The following is a 23,149-nucleotide window of genomic DNA, read 5'->3' as shown; positions in this document are numbered from 1 at the left end:
TATTATTTCTTCCTATATTTTCTCCCTTTTTTCTCTCCAAATGCCTCCAAAATCCCATTTTTCAAAAGTTTATTCAAAAATCTTCTCGCCGTAGAATCCGAAACATTCAAAATCTTTTGAACTTCACTATTATCAATATAATTATTTTTTTCAAAATATTCTTCCAGTATTTTCAGCCTTTGAAGCTCTTTATCAGTCATTTTATCAGTCAAAATATCAGTCATTTTTAAGTCATTTTTTTGCAATTCTTCCAAAGTTTCTTTTATTATTTCAAGAATAAATGTAATAAATGGCGTAGATCCTCCAGCAGTATTTGATAAATTTATCGCCTCATAATATTTCTGCTGTCTTTTCTGAATCAAAGTTTCAATTGGCAGCCAGGCAAAAAACTCTTTCCATTTTGATAGGATTAATGTATGCCAAAGCCGTCCTAACCTTCCATTTCCATCTTGAAATGGATGAATAAATTCAAATTCATAATGAAATACACAAGCCTTTATCAGTGGATGAACTTTACTTTTTTTCAACCATGAAAAAAGCTGGTCAATTAATTCAGGAATATATTGAGGTAGTGTTCCTGCATGTATCAGCTGGTTTCCCTGATAAACTCCTGCTCCTTTTGTACGAAATCTGCCGCTTTCATTTATTAAATCAGCAGTCAGAATTTTATGTGCTTTCAATAAATCTTTAATTGAATATGGATTTAATAAACTTAATTTTTCATAGATTTCATAAGCATTTTTGACTTCTTTTATATCCTTTGGAGGAGCTAAAATTCTTTTCCCATTAATCACATCTGTCACTTGCTCAAATGTTAGTGTATTTTGCTCTATCGCAAGCGATGAATAAATTGTTTTTATTCTATTTTCTCTTCTCAAAACTGGATTTGAAGATAGTTTTTCTGAAACTATAATCATTCCTGTTAATTCAGTGATTTGAGCCACAAGCTCAATTATCTCATTTGTAATCTCAAATGGTGGACTATAACCATATTCTTTTTCCATATTAAAACTATCCCTTATCATTTCTTTCTTTTTCCACAATATTTCCAATTTCTTCTGTCATATACAACGGTAAATTTAACAACCACTCTTCTTTTTTATAATCACTCATTGATATTCTTACTGATATTTCAGGATTATATTTTTCTTTATACACTTTCAAACTTTTGGCTTTTAAATTTACTTCGGCTTTTACTTCGACAGGAATTACACTTTCTCCATTATCTAATAAAAAATCAATTTCACATGAACCACGGTCATTTGTGTAATAATATGTATTCAAATTTTCAATTGTAACAAGTTGCTGCAGCACATATTGTTCTGTTAATGCTCCTTTAAATTCAACAAATAGTTTATTTCCTTCAATAAGCGTACTCTGATTCAATCCTGTCATGCAGGTAAGAAGTCCTGTATCAAGTAAAAATAATTTAAAAGCCTTTAAATCCTCGTATACTTTTAATGGAAGTTTAGGATTATTAACCCTGTTCACTTTATAAATAAGACCACAATCAATAAGCCACATTAATGCCATTTCATATTCTTTTGCCCTTGCACCTTCTCTAACCAGACCATAAATAAACTTTTTGTTTTCTTTTGCAAGTTGTGATGGAATACTATTCCATAACATTCTCAATCTAGGCACAATTTCATTTGGAGCATGTTTTGAAAAATCCTGTTCATAGGCTAAAAGTATACGCTTTTGAATTTCCCTAACTTCATTAAAATCCTTATTTTCCGAAAAATGAAGTACACATTCAGGCATTCCACCTACAAAATAATAATATTTAAGCATATCTATAAATTTTTGCTTAAATACTTTTATCATCTGGTAATCATTATTTTCAACAAGTTTTAAAAATTTTTCATCCCCTGTGGCAAGTAAAAATTCCTTAAAAGATAAAGGATACAACTTTAAAAAATCAATTTTCCCAACTGGAAATGATGTTCCCTCATGCAGTGCAACTCCTAACAACGAACCTGCACAAATAATATGATACTGCTGTGCATTTTCGTAAAAATATTTAAGGCTGGAAATTGCTTTTGGAACTTCCTGAACTTCATCAAAAATAATCAAAGTTTCTTCAGGTACTATTTTTATTCCACTATAAAGCTCAATTCCCATAACCAGTCGCTCTACATCTAAATCTGTTTCAAACAATTTTTTCATATTAGAATTAGAATCAAAATTTATATAAACTGTATTTTTATAAGCCTTCTTTCCAAATTCTTTCATAAGCCAAGTTTTCCCCACTTGTCTTGCCCCTTGTATAATCAAAGGTTTCCGATTTTTCTTATTTTTCCATTCATAAAGATTTTCAATAGCAATTCTATACATAAAACACCTCTTTTTATAACTTTATGTATAAAATATAGCATTTTTCAACAAAAATTACAACGAAAAAATGTTATCATTACACACTTTTTACAACGAAAAATGAAAATATATTACAAAAATTGCAATGATACTTTATCATTTTTAAATTTGCTAAAAGCCATACAAATCCTTTTTTTATTAAATAGAAGCTTTAACAACTCTATTATGATAGAAAATATTTCTTACTTGAAAATTTTGTTTCCGCACAACTTATTTTTAAACCTTACCTGTATTATCATTAATCAATTCCAAATTCTCCCTTATCAAAATCCATCGCTTTTTAAAAATAATAATAATTATACCCAAGTTCAAGTGCAAAATCCTGCGTCACATCACGAAAATTACTTCTTTTCGTATTTTTATCAACTTCCTGCAATGCAACAAAATCAGGCTTATATATTTTTTTTTACGCTTTTTGCCAATTTTTCCCATCAGCAAGCCTTGCTCCGTAAATATTGTAAGTCATTATTCTAAATTCCATTTTTTATTTCCTATCCTTTTTATTTTAATCTGTATAAGCAATTAGTTCCCTATTGATTAAAACCATTTCAACTAGTCTTTAGTCAAATATTCATAACTTCTATTTTTATCTTTTCCATCTCCATTTGGAAGCACTTCAAATGTATTATAATCTACACCTTCTAAAATTTTTCCCTCAAAATAAATATTTTTATCATCTTTTATAAACCAGTCATTCAAAACTTCTACTTTATCTCTATTAATTCCTTCTACTTTAAACCCTATCCAAGTATATGTTCCAAAACAACTTAAAAATATCCTATTTACATAATAAACATTATATTTGTCTTTTCCATAAAATGAATCAGTATTTATAGTATCTGATAAAAATTCGAATGTTTCAGGATTTTCAATTTTATCAAGTTTCCAAAGACCTATACTGCTATTTCCTATATACACATGATTTTTATCATCTTTTAAAAGAGAAAATCCTATCAACTCAGCAGTTTTCGGATTTGCTCCTTCCAAAATTTCATTTCCATAATAAACATTTCCTTTGTATATTGAATAATTACTTCCTAAAATTTGAATAACATCTCCAAAACCCACATTTGCCAAAATTAATAATAATACTATCCTCAAAAAAATTTTTTTCACAACTCATCCTTTCTCTAAATCCAAAAATTCCTTACTTCCATGTATCTTCCTTCATTTCCGCTTTCTTCATTCCAGAAACAAATTTATTCCCTTTTACAAAAAATCTTAATTTCTTCTCAGTCCAGATTCCTTTATTTGGAATTCCTATTCTTGCAGAAGTTTCTATTTTCCTAGGAATTTTAGCATTTTCAAAGTCAAGATATAAATATTCTTCATTTATTTTAGAAATATCATATTTAATTCCAAAATTTCTATTTTCTAATTTCTCTAATAAATTTTTCTTTTCAAACATATTCTTTTCAATAATCTGAATTTCTGTCTTATTAAATCTGTCATCTATTCCAAACGCCTTTGTCAATTTTCCTGGGCCATTGCTCACCAGAATTCCGCTTTTCCCACGATTTTCTTCCATTACATTGACATTTAGAATAGGCTCTACTGCCCGAATTAATACTGCCTGCGGATTACCTTCCTCACATGAGACGATATTCAGCATTTTATGAGTATGCATCGTATAAATATAGACTGTTCCTGCCTTCTCAAACAATGCTTCAACTTTTGGAGTCTTCTTATTTCCATATCCGTGACAGGCTTTATCAAACTCTCCTAAATATGCCTCTGTTTCAACAATGTACCCCGCAAATATTCCATTTTCATTTTTTAAAATCAGAATCTTTCCAAGCAGTTCCCTTGCCATTGTAACAGTATCTTGCTGATAAAATTTTTCTTTTATTTCTAAAATCATCTCTTTTATTTCCCTTATATTTTACAAACTTTTACTCGACATATTTTTTCAACTGGCTCTTATGAATAAATCCCCTATATTCTTTGACCTTCCATTCTTTCTCATTTTCAGAAGGGTAATCAGCATAGTGAATATAATACCAGTCGCCAGATTTTGTAATATATTTTACAACAGTTCCATTATTCATTTTTAAAACAATTTTTGAATCTTTTGTCGGCTTTTCACGTAAATTTGAATATCCATCCTTTGAACTTACTTCATATTTTTTCAAATCAAATTTTTCATCCGGATCTATAAAATCTTCTTCCGAATCTTCTGATTTTTTTGTTTTAATTTCTGTTATTTTTGATTTTGCTCCACTAACTCTCTTTAATTCTGTGGCATAAGCATAAACTGTTGTAAAATCACATTCTGTATATGGTACCACCTTTTTTATCTTTACTGTTGACTGAACTTCAAAATTTCCTCTACGGATTTTCTGCATTTTTTTGTACTCTTCCGGAAAATTTTTCTTTAATATTTCAGTTACAGTTTTCTCTGTCTTAACAGCTTCCTTTTCATAATCCGCATCAATATCCGGATTATAATAATCAAAATTTCTAAGCCTCAATACTAACGGCTTTCCATTTACAATATCTTTATTTTCAGGATAAAACAGTATTTCACCATATCCTGCCGCAAAACAGGGAACATCTCTATCCTCTTTATCCCAATCCATTTTAAGAAGACCTTTTAAATTTAAAATTACCCCTTCATCAGTCAGCAGAACTTCATCAGCTTTCACATTCTGACTAAATCCAATCATAGAAATTAATAGTAAAAATCCAAAAAATAAATAATTTTTAAGTTTCATTCTACTTCACCCCTCCAGCTATTAGCAAAATATTTAATATCCTGATTTTTCACTTTCCATTCCTGTTACAATTGCTATTCCAGAACTTGTACCAAGTCTTGTTGCTCCCAATTCGATATATTTTTTTGCAGTTTCAAGGTCTTTCACTCCACCACTTGCCTTAACTTCTGCTTTATCTCCGACTACTGATTTCATAAGTTGTACATCTTCAAATGTTGCTCCTCCTGTTCCAAATCCTGTAGAAGTTTTTACAAAATCAGCCTTTGCATTTAATGACAGCTCACATGCCTTTTTCTTCTCGTCATCAGTAAGGTAGCAAGTTTCTATTATTACTTTTAATACATTATTTCCAATAGTTTCCTTTATTTCTCTGATTTCATTTTCCACATATTCGTATTCTCCATCTTTTAATGCTCCAATATTTATAACCATATCTATTTCTGAAGCACCGTCTTCTATTGCCCTTTTTGCTTCAAAAACTTTAGCATCCTTAGACATTGCTCCTAAAGGAAATCCCACAACTGCAGCCACCTTCACATCAGAATTTTTTACCTGCTCATAAGCATATCTGACATTTGCACCATTTACACATACAGAAAAGAAATTATATTTTTTTGCCTCCTCACATAATTTCTTAATATCTTCCTTTCTAGCAGTTGCCTTTAAAATTGTGTGATCGATAAATTTGCTTATTTCCATTATTATCATTCCCTTCTTTGATTTGTTATTTGTTGTTTTTATTTTATTATATTATATCGGCTTTTTATTCTTTTAGCAACTTTATTTTAAACAAAAAAGACTGGAAAATCTAGCCTTTTTATCACGAGCTTTTTTTTATATTATAATTAAATTTTCTCTTATAAGTTTTTCTAATTACATAGATTATTTTTAAAATTTCTGCTGTCTTTTGTTAAAAATTCTATCAGATTCATATGCTTTATCCCATTTCTTGACATATCAAACTCATCCGTTGACAACACATACTTTGGATAGTTGTCTTTAATATTTTCTAAAACTGAAAATTCTCTTTCTTTTGTGTCTTCTGATGCCAGTAGATAACTCACTTGAATATATATTGTTTCATCATTTTTTTTACAGACAAAATCTACTTCAAGATTATCTACCTTTCCAATTTTTACATTATATCCTCTTCTTAACATTTCAAAGTACACAATATTTTCCAGTACTTGATTTATATTTTTTTGATTATTTTCCATTATTGCTTCCCTTATTCCATGATCAGCTATGTAATATTTTTCATTCACATTCAATATCTTTTTTCCTAATAAATCATTTCTAGCAACCCGGTAAACTAAAAATGCCTCTTCACATGCTTTTATATAGTTTAGTATTGTCTCTGTTGCAACTTTTCTATTCTCGCTTTTAAAAAATTTAGAAATTGATGTTGCTGAAAATGTATTTCCAATATTCATAACAACATAATTTATTATTCTTTCAAGCAAATCTGTATCTCTAATATTATTTCTCTGGGTAATATCCTTTAATATAATGGAAGCATATAAGTCCTGTAAATATTGCATACTTGCTTCAAAATTGTAATCCAAATTATGAAGAAATGGCATTCCTCCAAATTTTACATAATTCTGAAATGCTTCTTTGACTTTTATTTCTTGATTTTTCTCCTGTATAATTTCAAAAAATTCTTTAAATGAAAACGGATACACAACAAATTCAATATATCTTCCTGCTAAATATGTTGAAAGCTGTCCTGATAGTAATTTAGCATTTGACCCTGTAATATAAATATCAAAATTAAATTCTTCATTTACTCTCAGAGAATTTACGCATCTTTCCCATTCTTTCACTTCCTGTATTTCATCTAAAAAAATATAGTAATTTTTGTATTTTTTATTGACTTTATTTAAAATAAAATCATATAATTTCTCATAATTTTTTAGATTTCTATATTTTAAATTTTCAAAATTAATGTATATAAATTGATTTTCATTTATTTTTCTCTTCTTTAGTTCTTCCATTAAAAGTTTCAACATTACTGATTTTCCACTTCTTCTTATTCCTGTTAACACTTTTATGACGTCTTTATTAATAAAAGGTACTATTTGTTTTATATACTCATCTCTTTTTAACATCTTATCACCTCTTTTAAATTATAACTTACAAAAAACTAAAAATCAATATTTTTATCAGTTATAACTTACAAAAATGTATTTTTTACAATTTTATTAGTTATAACTTAGCAAATAAATACGAAAATAAAAAAAGATTAGCCTTCACTTTTCATAAAAACTAATCCTTACTTAATTTACTAAAATTCATAATGTGTCCACATACTAATAACATTTATCCTTTTTTCTTCCTCAATAACTTCATAAACAAGCCTATGTTGCTTATTAATTCTTCTTGAATAATATCCCTTCAAATCTTTAGTTAAAATCTCGTAAGATGGTGGAGTTTGAAAAGGATTTTTCTTTATAAAATTTATCAATTTATCTACATTATTTTTTAATGCTGGAAATTGTTTTATTTTCTCCTTATCTTTATTAGCTTTCTTTAAAATATAAATCTTATATTTTTCTACCATTCAAAAACCTCATAATCTTCATCAGTAGCATTCTTTGCAGTTTCAATCTTTTCTTTCATATTAGGATCTGATAATAAGTATAAAGTTTCTAGTAAACCATTGTATTCAGCTTCACTAATAATAATTGCATTCCCTTTTTTTGTATTCACATTAATAACATCATTATAGTCAATCGCTGATTCTAAATAAGAAAATAAATTTTTTCTCAAATTAGTTGCATTTGTATTTGTCACAAAAATCACCCCTTTCATCTATGTACATAATACAGTACATAAATAAAAAAGTCAAGATTTTTTTCATATTTTAATTTTTATTTTTAATTTGTCTACAAAAAATTTTTTATAAGTTATATCTTAGAAAAATATATTTTTCTAAGATTTTATCAGTTATAACTTAGAAAATAAATACAAAAATTAAAAAAGATTAGCCTTCACTTTATGCAAAAACTAATCCTTAACAATTTATATTTAATATTTATTTTTTATTTCAACTAAAACAAACTACACTTTATTTTTTAAACACTCCCGCATTATTTAAAACTTTATCTTTTACTTCATTTGTAGCATCTATTTTTTGATATAATGTAGGAACCCAATTCACTTTTACTAGACTTTCATTAAATTTATCAATCTTCTGTCCATTAAATATATTATTAACAGTTGTAAGTTCTTTTCCTCCAAAAACTTTTACAAACTCTTTATAATCTCTTCCTTCTATATCTGCAACATTGTTTTCAGCATATATTTTTGAATTTTTTCCAACTCCTAAAGAATAAGAATAACTGTATTCACTATTTTTATTGTCTGATTGATAATAATTATTATACACATGAACCTTTCCAAATCTTACTCTTGGTGCTCTCTGAACTAAATTATGAAAATAATTATGATGTAAAGTCACATTCAATTTCCCTTCATCCGCTACTTTTGAATCACTACTGCCTATCAAAATTGCTTTATTATGATTTTCAAAAATATTATATGATAAAGTTATGTAATCTGATTGATTTGTTATATCAACTAAACCATCTCTATGCTCATATTTACGATCAAAATATTTTTCAACAGTTTCAGACCCATCTTGAAAATGGCAATGATCTATCCAAATATGAGTACCACCCTTTATTGAAATACTGTCATACTGAGAATTCCAGTTACCTTCTTTTCCATCTTTCGGATCCCATGACGGAAAATAATCATAAGGTGACTCGAACATTATATTTCTTATAATTACATTATCAGAATCTATTACTAAATCTACACCTTTTAATTTTGCATTTTCAATTCCAATTATACTTGTATTTGCAGGAACATGAACTGTAATATTTTTACTTTGATTTTTTTGAGATTGCCCTCTTTTTGCTTCCTGATCTTCCTTTAAACTTTTAGATGCTGAACTTTTAGAAGCATGTGTTTCCAAATATTTTTGAAAATCATACCCTTTAACCATATAATCTTCCATCTTTAAAGTCTTACCATTATCATCTGTATCAAAATCTATTGTCCCATATATCATCAAAATCTTAGGATCCGAATTTTTTCTATTTCTAATTGCTTCAACAAACTCTTTCTTATTTGTAACTTTAAATATATTTTTCTGCACAGCTCCAGCTCCACCAGTAGTTCCTTTGCCTTCTGAAGCAAATCCATCATTTTTAGCTAATACTTCTCGTATAAAATCCGTTTTTTCAGCCGAACACAAAACTAAAGAAATCATTAAACTAATTACTAAAACTATTTTTTTCATATTACAAAACCTTATCTTTCAAATACTTCCACAATACAACCATCAAAGCTACCATTATCACAAAAATTATGACTAATGCCCAAAATCCTGTGTCTTGAAGTGGTAATTTTACATTCATTCCATAAAATCCAAAAATCATATTTGGAACTGTGATTAGTATTGTCGCCGCTGCCAAAACTTTCATTGTAATATTCATATTATTTCCAATATATGAAGAGTATGTTTCCCTTGTTGTTTTACAAATTTCACAGTATGATGAAGATAAATCAAGTGTAAAGTTTATTTCCTGCAAAATTCTTGTCATATATTCTTCATATTGCTGAAATTGTTCATCTTCTTTCAAATTCTCAACGACATAATCCAAATTTCTCATTGCGATATTGTAAACATAAAAGCCTTGCTCCACTTCCGATAATGAAATCAATTTTTCATTGCTTTGCTGTTCCCTTAAAACTGTTTCAATATTATCGTGCTCACCAATTAAAAGTCGTACATATTTATACAAACTTTGAGAAATTTTATGAAGCATATTTAGAAAAAAACGATTTTCCTCAAGAACATCATCCCTCAATTCAGCATATTCTTCAACAAAATCATAAAAATCTTCAAAATAATCATCATCTAAAATGACAACTTTGTCCTCCTTCATACAAATCACAATTGGATTAATCTCGTAAGATGTAACCTCTTTATCTATCATAGGTTTTTTCACAGTCGGATAATACAGCTTATAAATTTCCCAGTCTGATTTTGAAATTCTTGGAGTGAAAGTTTCTTCATCAATAACATTTTTTATTTTATCTTCATCCATTTCCAATCTTTCAGATACAATTCTATAATCTTCATCTTTTAAATTATATACATATGAAATTGTTTTTCCACTTTTTGTATCTATTCTTTTTATCATAACAACCCTCCTCAATTATTCATAATTTTTCATTTTATGAATAAATTATATCAAAAAATAAAGGGGGGTTGTCAAGTGTTTTATAATTTTTTATAAACTCTTATATATTCTTCATTTCTGAATTTTTCTATAAATCCTAATTTCTTAAACAGATTAATAGATGGATTATCTATGGCTATATTATCATAAAATTCCTTTATTCCATTCTCTTTTGCACTTCTACAAAGTAACTTTATACCTTCAGTTCCATAGCCCCTGTTTCTCCATTTATCTAATATCAATATTCCGCAACAATAGGCATCTGTGCTTTCATCATATCTGTAATAAACTTCTCCTATATATTCTTTAAGATTTTTGTTATACAAATATCTGTAAAATCTTTTGCCTTGAACATTTTCCATCCAATAAGCATACCATTCTTCCCATTGTTCTTTTGGAAAATTTATAGTTCCACCATATGCATGATTGTAGGACATTGTTTCCGGATCACTTAAAAGTTTCTCTATAAACCACAATTCTTCAATTGTAGGACTCTTTAATACTATTTCTTCCATTATCAAGTTCCTTTCTGCACTTCAAATCCTGCTTTATTATAAATATTTATAGCTGGAATATTACTGTCTGTCACATACAAAACTATCTTTTCATACCCTTTTTCCTATACTTTCATTAACAGTCTTGAAAGCAGGTTAAGAGAAAAATTTTCCCCTCTCTATTCAGGCGATACAGCCAATGTGACTATATATAGTTCTTCTTCATCAAGTACTGCTACTATTCCACCAGCAATATTTCCATTTGAAGTTACTTGCTATGGTGTATAAATCTTCTTCTTTTTTTCAGATTATATTCCATTCTTATTTTCACATCATTTCTCCTAGTTGCAGAAAACTCCTATTATTCTATTATTTCCAGTATTGCCTTCTGTTTTTCCACTTTTTCTTCTTGAATTACGTAGGCATCTAAAAGCATATTTTTAGAATCTTCAACATTTTTGCTGTCATTATAATATATTTCAGCTATTTTTTCATTTTTATTGACTTTATCTCCTACTTTTTTCAATATTTTTATTCCAACAGCATGGTCTATCAAGTCTTCCTTAGTTGCTCTTCCAGCTCCAATAATCATTGCAGCCTTTCCTATTTCTTCAGCTTTTATTTTTGAAACATACCCTTCTTTTGCAGAAAGTACCTCCATAACTTCTTTTGGCTGAGGAAGAAGGCTGTAATCATTTATCAGATTTCCATCTCCTCCGCTTTCAGTTATAAACTGTGACAATTTCTCAAGAGCTGTTCCATTGTTTATTACTTCATCTATCTTTTTCTTTCCTTCTGATAAATCTTTTATTTCACCTTTTGCCTTCAATGACAGTAAAGCAATAGTATAAACTACTTCATTAAGGTCTTCAGGACCATTTCCCTTTAATGTTTCTATAGCTTCCACTATTTCATTTGCATTTCCTATGGCATATCCTAAAGGTTCATCCATATTACTTAAAACTGCTTTTACCTGTCTTCCGGCACCTTTTCCTATCTCTATCATTCTTTTTGCCAATTCCTTAGCCTGATTAATATCCTTCATAAAAGCCCCGTCTCCTACTTTTACGTCAAGTATAATTACATCAGACTGTATAGCCAGTTTTTTACTCATAATGCTGCTTGCAATCAGAGGAATGCTCGGTACTGTTCCTGTAACATCCCTTAAGGAATAAAGTTTCTTGTCAAGAGGAACTATCTTATCACTGTATCCCATAAGTCCTATCCCAGTTTTATTTGCTATGGAAACAACTTCTTCCCTTGTATTTGAAAATCTAAATCCTTCTATAGCTTCAAATTTATCTATTGTTCCTCCTGTATGTCCCAATCCTTTTCCAGAAAGTTTTGTAGTTCCCATTCCCAATGCTGACAATATTGGGGCCAGTACTACAGTTACCTTATCTCCAACTCCTCCTGTACTGTGCTTATCTACAAGGAATTTTTCAACATCATCAAATTTTACAATATCTCCAGAATCCCTCATTATAGTTGTAAATTCCAGCAATTCCCCAGCTGTCATATCATTAAAGTAAGTTGCCATAAGAAATGCCGACATTTGATAATCAGGTACATTTCCCTTTAAATATTCATTTAACAAAAATGAGATTTCTTCTTTTGAAAGTTCTTCTTTATTTCTTTTCTTTTCTATTAAATCTACTGCTCTCATTATACCCTCCTAAAATATATTTTTATTTAATCAAGAAAAGCAGGAAAAATCCTGCTTTTGCTGTATTTAAATTTTCTAACTGTTATTATTATTTACCTTGTACAGTAGGACTAACTACGATTTTTCCACTACTTATATCTTGTTTTATTTCTTCTAACTTTTTAATGTTTGCTTCTCCAATTTTATCTTTTGTATTTTTGAAATCAGTTGTTCCTACACCATTTTCTTTAACACCAAATTCATGATGTTCGTTAGTGAATTTTCCTTCAAGAGTATCTTTTACTATGTTAAATGTAGCAACGTCAACATATTTCATCATTGAAGTCAAAATTGTTCCTGGAACTATATCATCCTGGTCAGAGTCTACTCCAATTGCATAAACATTTTTTTCTTTTGCAGCCTGGAATACTCCTGCTCCACTTCCTCCTGCAGCATGGTAAACTACATCAGCTTTTTGTTGAATTAAAGTTTCTGTTTTAGTTTTTGCAGATGCAGGATCGTTAAATGCATTACTTCCACCAATGTAAACTGATAATACTTTTATATTAGGATTTATGTATTTCGCTCCTTGAGCAAATCCAGCTTCAAATTTTTGGATAACAGGATTTTCCATTCCACCTATAAATCCAATTGTTCCTGTTTTACTCATCATTGCAGCCAATGCTCCTACAAGGAATGATCCTTCATGTTCTTTAAATGTTAAAGATGTAACATTTGGAAGTCCTGTAATTGTTTCATCAACGATAGCAAATTTTTGATCAGGATAAGCTGTTGCAGCTGCCATTACTGATTCTTTCATTGTGAATCCTACACCAATAATTAAATCATATTCTCCTGTTTCAGCAAATTTTTCCAATGCTTCTTTTGCTTCAGATTCTGCGTTTTTAGGTTCATATTCACTAAATTTAATACCTAATTCAGCTTTTGCTTTTTCTAATCCGTGGAATACAGCGTCATTAAAAGATTTGTCTCCTTTTCCACCTGTAGAATAAACAACAGCTATGTTCTTTTTAACATCAGCTGACTGAGCAACCTGCTTTTCTCCACCATCTTTTTTCTGTTCACCTTCTGCAGGCTTTGAATTCCCACATGCTACGAACAGTACTAATGTAGCCATGATACTTAAAAATGTTAAAATTTTTCTCATTTTTGTTTCATCCTCCTATTTTATTAAATATTTTCATTGATAAATTATACCTTTATTTTCGATTTTTTACAAATTATTTTTGTTATTTTTTTAAAAATTTTTTCAAAAATAACATTTTATTTGTCATAAGGTTGTCCAGAAGCTTTTGGTGCTCTAGCTTTTCCTACAAATCCTATAAGTGCCAGCAATGTCAACACATATGGTATCATTGTCAGGAACTGCTGTGGAATAGGGAAATTTGAAGCCTTTATTACGTCAGCAAATGCCTGTCCAAAAGCAAATAGCAGACTTGCCAGTATTGCCCCTATTGGATTCCATTTACCAAAAATCATTGCCGCCATGGCCATAAATCCTCTTCCTGCCGACATATTGTTTGAGAAGGAAGGCAATGTTACTGCTGTAAGGTATGCTCCTCCTAGTCCTGCGTACATTCCTGATAAAATAACACTTATATATCTTATTTTATAAACACTTATTCCAACTGTATCTGCTGCAAGCGGATGTTCTCCAACCGCTCTTATTCTCAATCCAAGTACAGTGTGGAATAACAGATAATGACTTAAAATCGCAATTGCATATATTATTATTAATACTAGTTTTTTATTTGCAAGGTGCGGTGCCTGAGGTGTAGTTCCTGCTACACCATATAATGTCTTTATTAGGAAGGATGTTGTTGCTACTGCAAAAAGGTTTATTGCAACTCCACTTATTATCTGATCCCCTTTAAGATTTATACTTATGACAGCATGAATAAGGGAGATAAGTCCTCCTACTATTATTCCGGCAAGTATTCCCAAATAAGGATTTCCTGTAGCTATATTTACTACTGTTGTAGCAAATGCTCCACTTAACATTATTCCTTCAAGTCCGATATTTACAACTCCACTACGTTCAGATAGACAGGCTCCTACTGCTGTTATCAATATTGGAGGTGCTATTACTATAGTTTGTTCTATTAAAAATTTTATAATCTGAAATATATTCATTATTTCCCCTTTCTCTTCGATACGAAAATTTTAAATAAATTTTCAGAAGCAACAAAGATTATTATTAAAGCCTGTATTATTGAAACTATTTCCTTATCAACCTGATATCTAAGCTGTAATGTAGATCCTCCAACATCAAGGGCAGCATAGAATATCCCTGCTATAAGTATCCCAAAAGGATTATTTTTTCCAAGTAGTGCAACTGCCAGTCCTGTAAATCCGGCATCACCCATTATACTTTCTGTGTATACATACTGTGCTGATCCTCCTAAAACTCTTTCAGCACCACCTAGACCGGCACATATTCCTGCCAGTCCCATTGCAAGAAACATCATTTTCTTAGGACTGATTCCTGCATTTTCCGCAACAGTTTCGCTATTTCCTACAGCCTTTATGTCATAACCTGTTCTAAAATATTTAAAGAAAAGGTAAATCGCTATTACTAAAATAACTACAATAACAAATCCAAGATTTAAACGCTGTTTTGTAACTTTAAAGAAAAGAGTAGGAAGTTTTGCTCCATCAAATATCTTTTCTGACTGTGTATTTCCTGCTTTAGCATCTTTTAAAGGTCCGTTCAGAACAAAATTCTGAAATTCGATAATTATATAGTTCAGCATAATTGTACTGATTACTTCATTTACACCAAATTTTGACTTCAGATAACCTGCAAGCCCTGCCCATAAAAATCCTGCTATCATTGCAACAATAAGAACTATAAGCAGATTACCTATAACATAGTTTCTAAATGTTACTGCCCAGAATGTTGCGGCAAGTCCACCTGCTATCATTTGCCCCTGTGCCCCTATGTTAAATAGTCCGGCTTTAAAAGCCACCATTGCGGCAAGTGCTGAAAATATGAGTGGTGTAGCCGTCAATAATGTTCTCGCAAGTCCACTCATGAAAGGTGATCTTGGTGAAGTCTGATAAAATGCAGATTTTGCCATGTCTGCGTATGCAAATATTGGATTTACTCCTTTTAATATCATTATAATGCCTCCAATAATCAACGCAATCAGAACCGCTATAAGCGATGGCATTATTTCCTTAAATTTCTTACTCATCTAATTTTCCTCCTGCCATTAAGATTCCTATTTTTTCAGTAGTAGCATCTTTTCTGTCCAGCATTCCTACAATTTTTCCAGAGTGCATTACTGCTATTCTGTCGCTTAAAGCCATTATTTCAGACAATTCCGCTGACACTACCAATATTGCCTTTTTCTTAGTTTTTTCATTTAAAATAGTGTTATGTATCATTTCAATAGCTCCTATATCTACACCTCTTGTAGGCTGAGCAGCTATTATAAATTTATTTTCCTTTTCCAGTTCCCTTGCAACAACTACCTTCTGCTGATTTCCTCCGGAAAGTCCTCCAAACTTGATTTTTCCATCTGTCGGTCTTATATCGTATTTCTGTATATATTCATCTGTCTTTTTAGCAAGCAGTGAATAATCAAGAAGCATTCCCTTCTGATATACATTCTGTACTCCCAATGCCATATTTTCTTCAATTGTAAAGTCATCAAGAGTTGCTCTTTTATGTCTATTTTCAGGTATGTGTGATAATCCCTTCTGTCTTATGCTTCCGGCATCTTCATGTGTCAAATCTACCCCATCAATAGAGTAACTTCCACTTTCAATCTTTTGAAGTCCTGCCAGTGCTTCTATAAGCTCTGTCTGACCATTTCCTTCAACTCCGGCTATTCCCAGTATCTCACCTTCTTTTATATCAAAGGAAATTCCTTTAATTTTTTCTATATTGTTGTCACCTTTTACTACAATATTATCTACTTTTACAACAGTTTTTCCTATTTTTACATCAGGTCTTTTCACTTCAAACAGGACAACCCTTCCAACCATCATATTTGCTATTTTTTCTTTTGTTGCTTCTGCTCTTGTAAGGTCTCCAACATCTTTTCCTTTTCTTATAACTGTTATATTATCTGAAAGTTCCAATACTTCATGCAGTTTATGCGTTATAAATATTATTGTTTTTCCTTCTTTAATAAGGTTTCTCATTATTGCATAAAGTTCAATAACTTCCTGTGGAGTAAGTACTGCACTAGGTTCATCAAATATAAGTAGCTCTGCCCCTTTAAACAGTATCTTCAATATTTCTATTCTCTGATGGATACCAACAGATAAGTCAGAAACTTTTGCATCTGGATCAATATTCAGTCCATATTTTTCTGAAACTTCCTTTACCTGTTTTCTGGCAGTTGCCAAATCAAATATTCCTCCTGCTTTCTTTGGCTCAAAACCTAGAACCATATTTTCGGCTACAGTCAATGTGTCTATAAGCATAAAATGCTGATAAACCATTCCTATTCCAAGATTTGCAGCTACTGTAGGACTTGTGATTTCTATTTTTTCTCCCTTGTAGTATATTTCACCTGAAGTTGGCGAATAAAGTCCATTCAGTATTTTCATAAGAGTTGATTTTCCGGCACCATTCTCTCCAACTATTGCATGAATTTCACCCTTTTTTATCTTTAGGGTAATATCATCATTAGCAACTATTTTTCCACCCAAAAACTCTTTTCTTATGTTTTTCATTTCCAAAATGTAGTCACTCATACTTCCTCCTAAACAAATTTAAACTCACATCTTACTCAATATATATATATCAATTTTTTGTAACTGTAATTATTTAAAAAAGATTTCAATAATTTAGTGAATCTCAATATTTTATTTAAAGAAATCTGATACATAATAGTTTGAATTCAGTTTTAATAAATTCAAAACATCTGTCTTACGTTTTATAACATTTATCTTATAATCACCGTAGTAATACTTAGGTTTTTTACCATTTATGAAAATAACCGTGTTTTCTTCATTATAAGTGTACCCTTGATATTCATTATTTTCAAGTAGTAAAATTCTTCTTTTTAATTTTAATTTATTTGTGGCCAGTTTATCCAGTATATCTTTTGGAAAATCTGTCAGATAGATATTTTCCTTTATTTCAGGTAAGATTGCCTGATCTTCGACATCTTCTGAAATCACAATATCCTTATCAAAAGTATATACAGAGTCATCTTCAAATTTATTAAAATCTATGTTTTTATAACTTTCTTTTACGAAATATTCAAAATTTGATTTTCTAAAATTTTCCACAATATTTTTTCTTTTTTCCTTTAATTCTGATATAAGAAATTCTTTATCCAATTCTGAATACACGTTATTTTCATCAAACCCTTCCTTATTAAGTAGCTGGTTCAGTATATATACCTGTCTATTTAAAAATTCCTGATCCGTTCCGAGATACTGTGTAAGATTTAACTTACCTGACATTGATACAAGTTCCTGTCTCTGATTTTCATCAAGGGATGATGCTGGAATTTCCAGAATTTCTTCTTCATCTGAAAGTTCACTTTCTTTGATTTTTTTCATATCATCATAAAAACGTTTTTCCAGCAGTAAAGAGTATTTCTTATTTTTATCAACATTTTTCAATACCTGATTAAATTCATTGTAAAATTTATTTTTTTCAAAAAGTTCTTCAGGATAGTTAAGTTCATATATTTTTATTTCATATTTTCCTGGAATTACCTTTCTCATTTTAGGCTCGCCATTTATTACTACTTTTACTTCTCCAAATCTTGGCTGTTCCTCTTCCTTCCATTTTATTTCTGATTTTATTTTATCAAACATGCTGAAACTTGTTAAACTTGCTCCCAGCATCATTATCATTACTATCTTTTTCAAAGTTTCCCTCCTGTTTCCTGTATTATTTTTATTTCCATTATTAATTTTCATAAAAATTATAAAAAGTAACAGTTATTATAGATTTTTTATAAACCTTCTTTTATGGCTTCCGCTATCTTTTCCGGTATTACTTCCATAAGTTCTTCCATAGTGGCATTTCTTATATTACTTATTGTCCCAAACCTCTTTATCAGTTCCTTTTTCCTTTTAGGTCCTATTCCATCTATATCATCTAGTGCACTTTTAATATTTCTTTTACTTCTCAATTTTCTATGATGAGTTATTCCAAATCTGTGGGCTTCATCCCTTAATCTCTGGAGTATCTTTAAGGTTTCATCTTCCCTTTCAAACAGATATGGATCACTTTCATAGCTTTTAAATATCTCTTCTTCCCTTTTTGCAATACTTATAATATCTGTATATTCTATTTTTCCAAGTTTTTCCAGTACTTCTGTTGCAACTCCCAGCTGTCCCTTTCCTCCATCTATCAATATAAGATTTGGAAGCTGATCTATTTCTAGCTTTGAGTACCTTCTTGTCAGAGCTTCCCTCATCATGAGGAAATCATCAGGTGTATCCTTGACTGTTATCTTAAAATGTCTGTATTCCTTAGGTGTAACTTCACCATCTATTGCAACAGTCATTGCAGCCACTGCATCTTTTCCCTGAATATTGGAAATATCAAAACATTCAATTCTGTAAGGATGACTATTCAATCTTAGTGTCTTTTTAAGATTTCTCAAGCCTTCCTGAACTACTTTTTTCTGTCTTAAATATTTCTCCACTTCTTCCTTCAGGTTCAAATATCCCATTTCAAGCAGTTCATAACGTCTACTATGAATTTTAGGAAAGTGCATTTTTATTTCCTTGCCCTTTTCTATTTTTGACCATTCCTTTATCAGTTCGCTCTTGTCTTCATATCTCATGTCACATATTATATTCCTTGGTATGCTCCTCTTTTCATAATATGAAGTTATAAGCCTTTCAAACAGATCATCCTCCTGACTTTTTTCCATGGAGATTTTTATATGATTCTTATTTATAACCTTCCCTTCTCTTATATTCAATACACATAAAAAAACAAATTCTCTTTTTTCTTCAAACACAAATACATCTTCATTAATTTCCTTACTATATTCTATTATCTGTGTCTCCAGCATTCTCTTAAGCGAATTTATTTTTTCACGTTCATTTATTGCCCTTTCAAATTCCATGTTATCACTGAAATGCTTCATTCTTTTTTCAAGTATATCTAAAATATCGCTCTGATGTCCCTTCAGAAAACTTTTAAAATTTTCCACATTTACATTGTATTCTGTTTCTATATCCTTATACACACATGGTGCAGGACAGGTATTCATATGATATTTAAGGCAAGGTTTCGTTATTTTCTCCATGTTTCTGTTGCAATCTCTCATAGGAAATATTTTTAAAAGCGATTTTACAGCAAAAAATATTCCCATCGGATAAGGTCCAAAATAATCTGCCTTTTCATTTAACCTTTTCGTACTACGCACAACCTCCAGCTTGGGAAACTTTTCCCTTGTAAATTTTATGTAAGGGTAGGTTTTTTCATCCTTTAACAGAATGTTATATTTAGGTTTGTTTTTCTTTATAAGATTATTTTCCAGTATTAGTGCTTCAACTTCCGTCTTGCATATGAAAAATTCTATATCTCTTATATTTTTCACTAGTTCCAATGTTTTCGCATTATGGGAGTTAATATTCTTAAAATAGGAAGACACCCTATTTCTAAGGTTTTTTGCCTTCCCTACGTATATTATTTTTCCTTTTTCATTTTTCATTAAATATACACCTGGATTATCAGGTATATTTTTATATTCTACAGGCGACTTGACTTCTATCATTTTACTTTTTTATACCTCCGTTTTATCACCTATTTCCCTATGAAACTTAGTTATTTTGTAATCCAGTTTTTCAGATAAATCCTTATACAGCATATTTACAAATGTTGCAGATCTGTGCTGACCTCCTGAACATCCTATCCCTATACGCAAATGCGATTTCCCATCCTTTTCGTATTTTGGTATGAGGTATTCCAGCATATCCAGAAGCATCTTATAGAACTCCCTGCTTTCTTCAAGCCTCATTACGTAATCCATAACATCTTTATGATTTCCTGTTTTACGCTTTAAATCGTCAATATAATAAGGATTTGGTAAAAATCTCAAATCAAACATTAGATGCAAATCCAGCGGAATTCCATTCTTAAATCCAAAAGAAGTAAGGTTTACATTCAGTTTTGTCTTCTTACCTGAAAATGCTTTTTCAAGTATTTGCTGAAGCTCTTTTGCTGATGTTTTAGTTGTGTCTATAACTAAATCTGCCTTCAGCATGAAATCTTTAATTAACTTTCTTTCTTCTTCAATATTTTCAAGCAAGGTATCATACAGATTTAAAGGATGCTTTCTTCTTGAAAGTTCGTATCTGCTAAGAAGTACATTTGTTCTGGCATCCAGATATATAACTTTATAATTTATCTCATTTTCATCAAGAAATTCAAGCTGTTTTAAAAACTGATCTATAAACTCCTGATTTCTTATGTCTATTGCAACTGCAACTTTATTTCTTTTTTTGTTGCTTAGAAATATTTCGTTTAGATATTGAAATAAACTTATCGGAAAATTATCAATGCAAAAATATTCCCTATCTTCAAAAAAATTCATTGCTTCAGATTTTCCTGCACCGCTCATTCCAGTTATTATGACAAGTTCTTTTTTTTCTTCTCCATCTGCCATTTTTATTTTAATTCCTCTCACTTCATTTTTGATTAATCTATTTTTTTATGTTTTACTTTACTAATTATACCATAATTTTTCTATTTCGCATAAATTATTTTTAAATTTTTTTCGATAACAGATTTTTTATTTTATCATCTGCTGTTTGAATGATTTTTCTAAGTTCTTTTTAAGCTTTCAATGATAATATTGCTTTATTCTAAATAAAGGAGAAACTCATATGAAGAAAATTTTAAATTTTGTTATTTTAGGAATTATTATAGCCGTAATTGCTATCGGTGCTTATATATTTACACAGAATAAAGTCGGTATCCCAAATTCTATGATACAGACTGCTGTTAAGGCACGTTTTCCAATTGAAAAATCGTATCCGTTGGGAAAAATAAAACTTTTCAATCCAAAAAGTCATTTTGAAAATGATAAACTTGTAATCGAAGCTGAATATATGAATGATGCCCTCAATGATAGAATTAGCGGAACAATGACATTTGAAACCGACTTAATCTATGATCCGATGAATTCAAAACTTTACTTAAATAACTTTACTCTGAAAAAACTTACAAAGGAAGGAAAAGATATAGATATTAATAAAAAACCTATTATAAGAACGGCATTAAATTTTGCCTTCAGTCAGCTGGAAAAGGAAGAACTGCTTAATCTAAAAAATATTGAAAAGTTTCAGACTATAAAAAATATTAAAATCGAAAATAATAAAATTGTAGTGGAGAAATAGAAACCTATTTCTCCTTCTTTTTATTCCACAATTTTTCCTGATGTTCATTTGCTGCATTTTCAAATTTATTATCTCCAGGATTATAAAATTTTATTTTTTCATTCATATAATCCTGTTTTATAAAATGTTCAGGATATGCATGTGGATATTTATAATCCTTTGCACCTAACTTTGTTAGATGCTTAGGTACCTCCTGAATTTTATTATTCTCAATCTGGCTGATTGCGGCATCTATTGCCAGGTATGCTGAATTGCTCTTCGGAGAAAGTGCCAGATAAATAGCTACTTCAGATAAAATAATTCTAGCTTCAGGCATCCCAATTTCTTTTGTGGCATGCATCCCGGCTACGGCTATGGGAAGAGCCTGAGGATTTGCAAGTCCTATATCTTCGGATGACAGAATTACAAGCCTTCTTGCAAGATACATTGGATCTTCACCACCTGAAAGCATTTTACCTATCCAGTAAACTGCCGCATCAGGATCACTTCCTCTTATGCTCTTTATCATGGCTGAAATAGTGTCATACTTATCTTCTGTTTTATGGTAGGATTTTTTTGTATTCAGAACCTCCTTCACTTCTTCAATTGTAAAATTCACACCTGTATTTGAAAGTAGTTCAAGTATATTTATCGCCTGTCTTGCATCTCCTTCTATTATTTCTGCAATATATGACAGAATTTCTTCAGAAAAATCAAATTTTTCCTTTTCATTTATATTTTTAAGAATTTTAAACAAATCTTCCTCATTCAATTTCTTAAATTCAAAAGCAAGACATCTCGACAGAAGTGCATTATTCAAGCTATAATAAGGATTTTCAGTTGTTGCTCCTATTAATATAATATTTCCATTTTCCAAATCCTGAAGCAGTGAATCCTGCTGCAATTTATTAAATCTATGGATTTCATCAAAAAACAACAATGTCTGTCTTCCTTCTATGCTGAATATTCTTTTTGCCCTTTCTGATAATTCCTTAATATCTGAAACTGAAGACTTTATTGCATTAAGGTATTCATAGTTGTAATTCATTCTATTTGCAATAATTTCTGCAAGAGTGGTTTTTCCCGTACCTGGAGCTCCCCAGAAAATCGAATTCATAAATGTTCCTTTTTCTATAATTCTTTTTAGTACTCCCTTTTCTCCCACAAGTTTTTCCTGACCATAAAAATCCTCAAGAGTTTTAGGTCTGTATCTGAAAGCCAAAGGCTTTTTTTCTTCATATAGATTTTCAAACAAATTCATCTTTTTACCTCTATTTTTTCACAATATTTATTTTATATTTTTACTTTTTAGTATTTTCAATATAAAATTCC

The 23,149-nt window shown here is 30.1% G+C and carries 22 protein-coding genes and 1 pseudogene; 1 reads left to right on the top strand and 22 read right to left on the bottom strand.

Annotated features, from left to right (window positions below; all coding sequences use genetic code 11):
- Positions 1-2: 2 nt before the first annotated feature.
- The 21 genes and pseudogenes from HMPREF1984_RS04760 to rapZ form a co-directional block, all read right to left on the bottom strand.
- Positions 3-1,004 carry a Fic family protein gene (locus tag HMPREF1984_RS04760; protein WP_036099856.1) on the bottom strand — a complete coding sequence of 334 codons (1,002 nt, stop codon included), beginning with the start codon at positions 1,002-1,004 and terminating at the stop codon, positions 3-5.
- A gap of 7 nt (positions 1,005-1,011) precedes the next feature.
- Entirely contained in the window at positions 1,012-2,337 is a 1,326-nt protein-coding gene (locus HMPREF1984_RS04755; protein ID WP_021766778.1) for an ATP-binding protein, read from the bottom strand.
- Positions 2,338-2,659: 322 nt separating this feature from the next.
- A pseudogene (locus HMPREF1984_RS11630) lies at positions 2,660-2,857 on the bottom strand (endonuclease); the annotation flags it as partial.
- 71 nt (positions 2,858-2,928) lie between these two features.
- On the bottom strand, positions 2,929-3,492 hold the full coding sequence (locus HMPREF1984_RS04750; protein ID WP_021766776.1) for a DKNYY domain-containing protein: 564 nt from the start codon (positions 3,490-3,492) through the stop codon (positions 2,929-2,931).
- Between the two features lie 31 nt (positions 3,493-3,523).
- Positions 3,524-4,237: a DNA-3-methyladenine glycosylase gene (locus HMPREF1984_RS04745; RefSeq protein WP_021766775.1), complete on the bottom strand. Its 714-nt coding sequence runs from the start codon at positions 4,235-4,237 to the stop codon at positions 3,524-3,526.
- A 31-nt stretch (positions 4,238-4,268) separates the two neighbouring features.
- Complete coding sequence (locus HMPREF1984_RS04740) at positions 4,269-5,090, bottom strand: SH3 domain-containing protein (RefSeq protein WP_021766774.1); 822 nt, start codon at positions 5,088-5,090, stop codon at positions 4,269-4,271.
- A 33-nt stretch (positions 5,091-5,123) separates the two neighbouring features.
- Positions 5,124-5,789, bottom strand: coding sequence for a deoxyribose-phosphate aldolase (gene deoC, locus HMPREF1984_RS04735; protein ID WP_021766773.1), 666 nt, complete (start codon positions 5,787-5,789; stop codon positions 5,124-5,126).
- A gap of 170 nt (positions 5,790-5,959) precedes the next feature.
- Positions 5,960-7,201 carry an ATP-binding protein gene (locus HMPREF1984_RS04730; protein WP_021766772.1) on the bottom strand — a complete coding sequence of 414 codons (1,242 nt, stop codon included), beginning with the start codon at positions 7,199-7,201 and terminating at the stop codon, positions 5,960-5,962.
- A gap of 176 nt (positions 7,202-7,377) precedes the next feature.
- Positions 7,378-7,653, bottom strand: coding sequence for a Txe/YoeB family addiction module toxin (locus tag HMPREF1984_RS04725; protein ID WP_021766771.1), 276 nt, complete (start codon positions 7,651-7,653; stop codon positions 7,378-7,380).
- Complete coding sequence (locus HMPREF1984_RS04720; RefSeq protein WP_036099819.1) at positions 7,647-7,886, bottom strand: type II toxin-antitoxin system Phd/YefM family antitoxin; 240 nt, start codon at positions 7,884-7,886, stop codon at positions 7,647-7,649. The genes HMPREF1984_RS04725 and HMPREF1984_RS04720 overlap by 7 nt, the downstream gene beginning before the upstream one ends.
- A gap of 274 nt (positions 7,887-8,160) precedes the next feature.
- A complete protein-coding gene (locus HMPREF1984_RS04715; protein ID WP_021766769.1) occupies positions 8,161-9,399 on the bottom strand; it encodes a polysaccharide lyase family 1 protein in 1,239 nt (412 codons plus the stop codon).
- Between the two features lies 1 nt (position 9,400).
- Positions 9,401-10,306 (bottom strand): CorA family divalent cation transporter, encoded by a 906-nt coding sequence (locus HMPREF1984_RS04710; RefSeq protein WP_021766768.1) that lies wholly within the window; start codon positions 10,304-10,306, stop codon positions 9,401-9,403.
- An 80-nt stretch (positions 10,307-10,386) separates the two neighbouring features.
- Positions 10,387-10,860 (bottom strand): GNAT family N-acetyltransferase, encoded by a 474-nt coding sequence (locus HMPREF1984_RS04705; protein WP_021766767.1) that lies wholly within the window; start codon positions 10,858-10,860, stop codon positions 10,387-10,389.
- A gap of 340 nt (positions 10,861-11,200) precedes the next feature.
- Positions 11,201-12,505: a thymidine phosphorylase gene (locus tag HMPREF1984_RS04700; protein WP_021766766.1), complete on the bottom strand. Its 1,305-nt coding sequence runs from the start codon at positions 12,503-12,505 to the stop codon at positions 11,201-11,203.
- 88 nt (positions 12,506-12,593) lie between these two features.
- Entirely contained in the window at positions 12,594-13,652 is a 1,059-nt protein-coding gene (locus tag HMPREF1984_RS04695; protein ID WP_021766765.1) for a BMP family protein, read from the bottom strand.
- A 116-nt stretch (positions 13,653-13,768) separates the two neighbouring features.
- On the bottom strand, positions 13,769-14,638 hold the full coding sequence (locus HMPREF1984_RS04690) for an ABC transporter permease (RefSeq protein ID WP_021766764.1): 870 nt from the start codon (positions 14,636-14,638) through the stop codon (positions 13,769-13,771).
- Complete coding sequence (locus HMPREF1984_RS04685) at positions 14,638-15,702, bottom strand: ABC transporter permease (protein WP_021766763.1); 1,065 nt, start codon at positions 15,700-15,702, stop codon at positions 14,638-14,640. The genes HMPREF1984_RS04690 and HMPREF1984_RS04685 overlap by 1 nt, the downstream gene beginning before the upstream one ends.
- Entirely contained in the window at positions 15,695-17,215 is a 1,521-nt protein-coding gene (locus HMPREF1984_RS04680; RefSeq protein WP_021766762.1) for an ABC transporter ATP-binding protein, read from the bottom strand. The genes HMPREF1984_RS04685 and HMPREF1984_RS04680 overlap by 8 nt, the downstream gene beginning before the upstream one ends.
- Before the next feature lie 111 nt (positions 17,216-17,326).
- Positions 17,327-18,346, bottom strand: a complete 1,020-nt coding sequence (locus HMPREF1984_RS04675; protein ID WP_036099816.1) for a hypothetical protein — start codon at positions 18,344-18,346, stop codon at positions 17,327-17,329.
- Between the two features lie 86 nt (positions 18,347-18,432).
- Entirely contained in the window at positions 18,433-20,214 is a 1,782-nt protein-coding gene (gene uvrC, locus HMPREF1984_RS04670; RefSeq protein WP_021766760.1) for an excinuclease ABC subunit UvrC, read from the bottom strand.
- Between the two features lie 9 nt (positions 20,215-20,223).
- Positions 20,224-21,105: an RNase adapter RapZ gene (gene rapZ, locus HMPREF1984_RS04665; RefSeq protein WP_021766759.1), complete on the bottom strand. Its 882-nt coding sequence runs from the start codon at positions 21,103-21,105 to the stop codon at positions 20,224-20,226.
- 220 nt (positions 21,106-21,325) lie between these two features.
- On the opposite strand from rapZ, the gene HMPREF1984_RS04660 reads away from it, so the two are divergent.
- The gene (locus tag HMPREF1984_RS04660) at positions 21,326-21,838 is read left to right on the top strand and encodes a DUF1439 domain-containing protein (protein WP_021766758.1); all 513 of its coding nucleotides are present in this window, start codon (positions 21,326-21,328) and stop codon (positions 21,836-21,838) included.
- A gap of 4 nt (positions 21,839-21,842) precedes the next feature.
- Here HMPREF1984_RS04660 and HMPREF1984_RS04655 read toward each other — a convergent pair whose 3' ends face one another.
- Positions 21,843-23,078: a replication-associated recombination protein A gene (locus HMPREF1984_RS04655; protein ID WP_021766757.1), complete on the bottom strand. Its 1,236-nt coding sequence runs from the start codon at positions 23,076-23,078 to the stop codon at positions 21,843-21,845.
- Positions 23,079-23,149 lie beyond the last annotated feature (71 nt).

Source organism: Leptotrichia sp. oral taxon 215 str. W9775 (assembly GCF_000469505.1).
In the GTDB taxonomy this organism is placed as follows: Bacteria; Fusobacteriota; Fusobacteriia; order Fusobacteriales; family Leptotrichiaceae; genus Leptotrichia_A.
The sequence above is the reverse complement of the archived record's forward strand: the minus strand, read 5'-3'. Positions and strand labels throughout refer to the sequence as shown.

Coding starts and splice junctions, on each gene's coding strand:
- HMPREF1984_RS04760 (WP_036099856.1), bottom strand. CDS start 1,004: ATGGAAAAAGAATATGGTTATAGTCCACCATTTGAGATTACAAATGAG.
- HMPREF1984_RS04755 (WP_021766778.1), bottom strand. CDS start 2,337: ATGTATAGAATTGCTATTGAAAATCTTTATGAATGGAAAAATAAGAAA.
- HMPREF1984_RS04745 (WP_021766775.1), bottom strand. CDS start 4,237: ATGATTTTAGAAATAAAAGAAAAATTTTATCAGCAAGATACTGTTACA.
- HMPREF1984_RS04740 (WP_021766774.1), bottom strand. CDS start 5,090: ATGAAACTTAAAAATTATTTATTTTTTGGATTTTTACTATTAATTTCT.
- deoC (WP_021766773.1), bottom strand. CDS start 5,789: ATGGAAATAAGCAAATTTATCGATCACACAATTTTAAAGGCAACTGCT.
- HMPREF1984_RS04730 (WP_021766772.1), bottom strand. CDS start 7,201: ATGTTAAAAAGAGATGAGTATATAAAACAAATAGTACCTTTTATTAAT.
- HMPREF1984_RS04725 (WP_021766771.1), bottom strand. CDS start 7,653: ATGGTAGAAAAATATAAGATTTATATTTTAAAGAAAGCTAATAAAGAT.
- HMPREF1984_RS04715 (WP_021766769.1), bottom strand. CDS start 9,399: ATGAAAAAAATAGTTTTAGTAATTAGTTTAATGATTTCTTTAGTTTTG.
- HMPREF1984_RS04710 (WP_021766768.1), bottom strand. CDS start 10,306: ATGATAAAAAGAATAGATACAAAAAGTGGAAAAACAATTTCATATGTA.
- HMPREF1984_RS04705 (WP_021766767.1), bottom strand. CDS start 10,860: ATGGAAGAAATAGTATTAAAGAGTCCTACAATTGAAGAATTGTGGTTT.
- HMPREF1984_RS04700 (WP_021766766.1), bottom strand. CDS start 12,505: ATGAGAGCAGTAGATTTAATAGAAAAGAAAAGAAATAAAGAAGAACTT.
- HMPREF1984_RS04695 (WP_021766765.1), bottom strand. CDS start 13,652: ATGAGAAAAATTTTAACATTTTTAAGTATCATGGCTACATTAGTACTG.
- HMPREF1984_RS04690 (WP_021766764.1), bottom strand. CDS start 14,638: ATGAATATATTTCAGATTATAAAATTTTTAATAGAACAAACTATAGTA.
- HMPREF1984_RS04685 (WP_021766763.1), bottom strand. CDS start 15,702: ATGAGTAAGAAATTTAAGGAAATAATGCCATCGCTTATAGCGGTTCTG.
- HMPREF1984_RS04680 (WP_021766762.1), bottom strand. CDS start 17,215: ATGAGTGACTACATTTTGGAAATGAAAAACATAAGAAAAGAGTTTTTG.
- uvrC (WP_021766760.1), bottom strand. CDS start 20,214: ATGATAGAAGTCAAGTCGCCTGTAGAATATAAAAATATACCTGATAAT.
- rapZ (WP_021766759.1), bottom strand. CDS start 21,105: ATGGCAGATGGAGAAGAAAAAAAAGAACTTGTCATAATAACTGGAATG.
- HMPREF1984_RS04660 (WP_021766758.1), top strand. CDS start 21,326: ATGAAGAAAATTTTAAATTTTGTTATTTTAGGAATTATTATAGCCGTA.
- HMPREF1984_RS04655 (WP_021766757.1), bottom strand. CDS start 23,078: ATGAATTTGTTTGAAAATCTATATGAAGAAAAAAAGCCTTTGGCTTTC.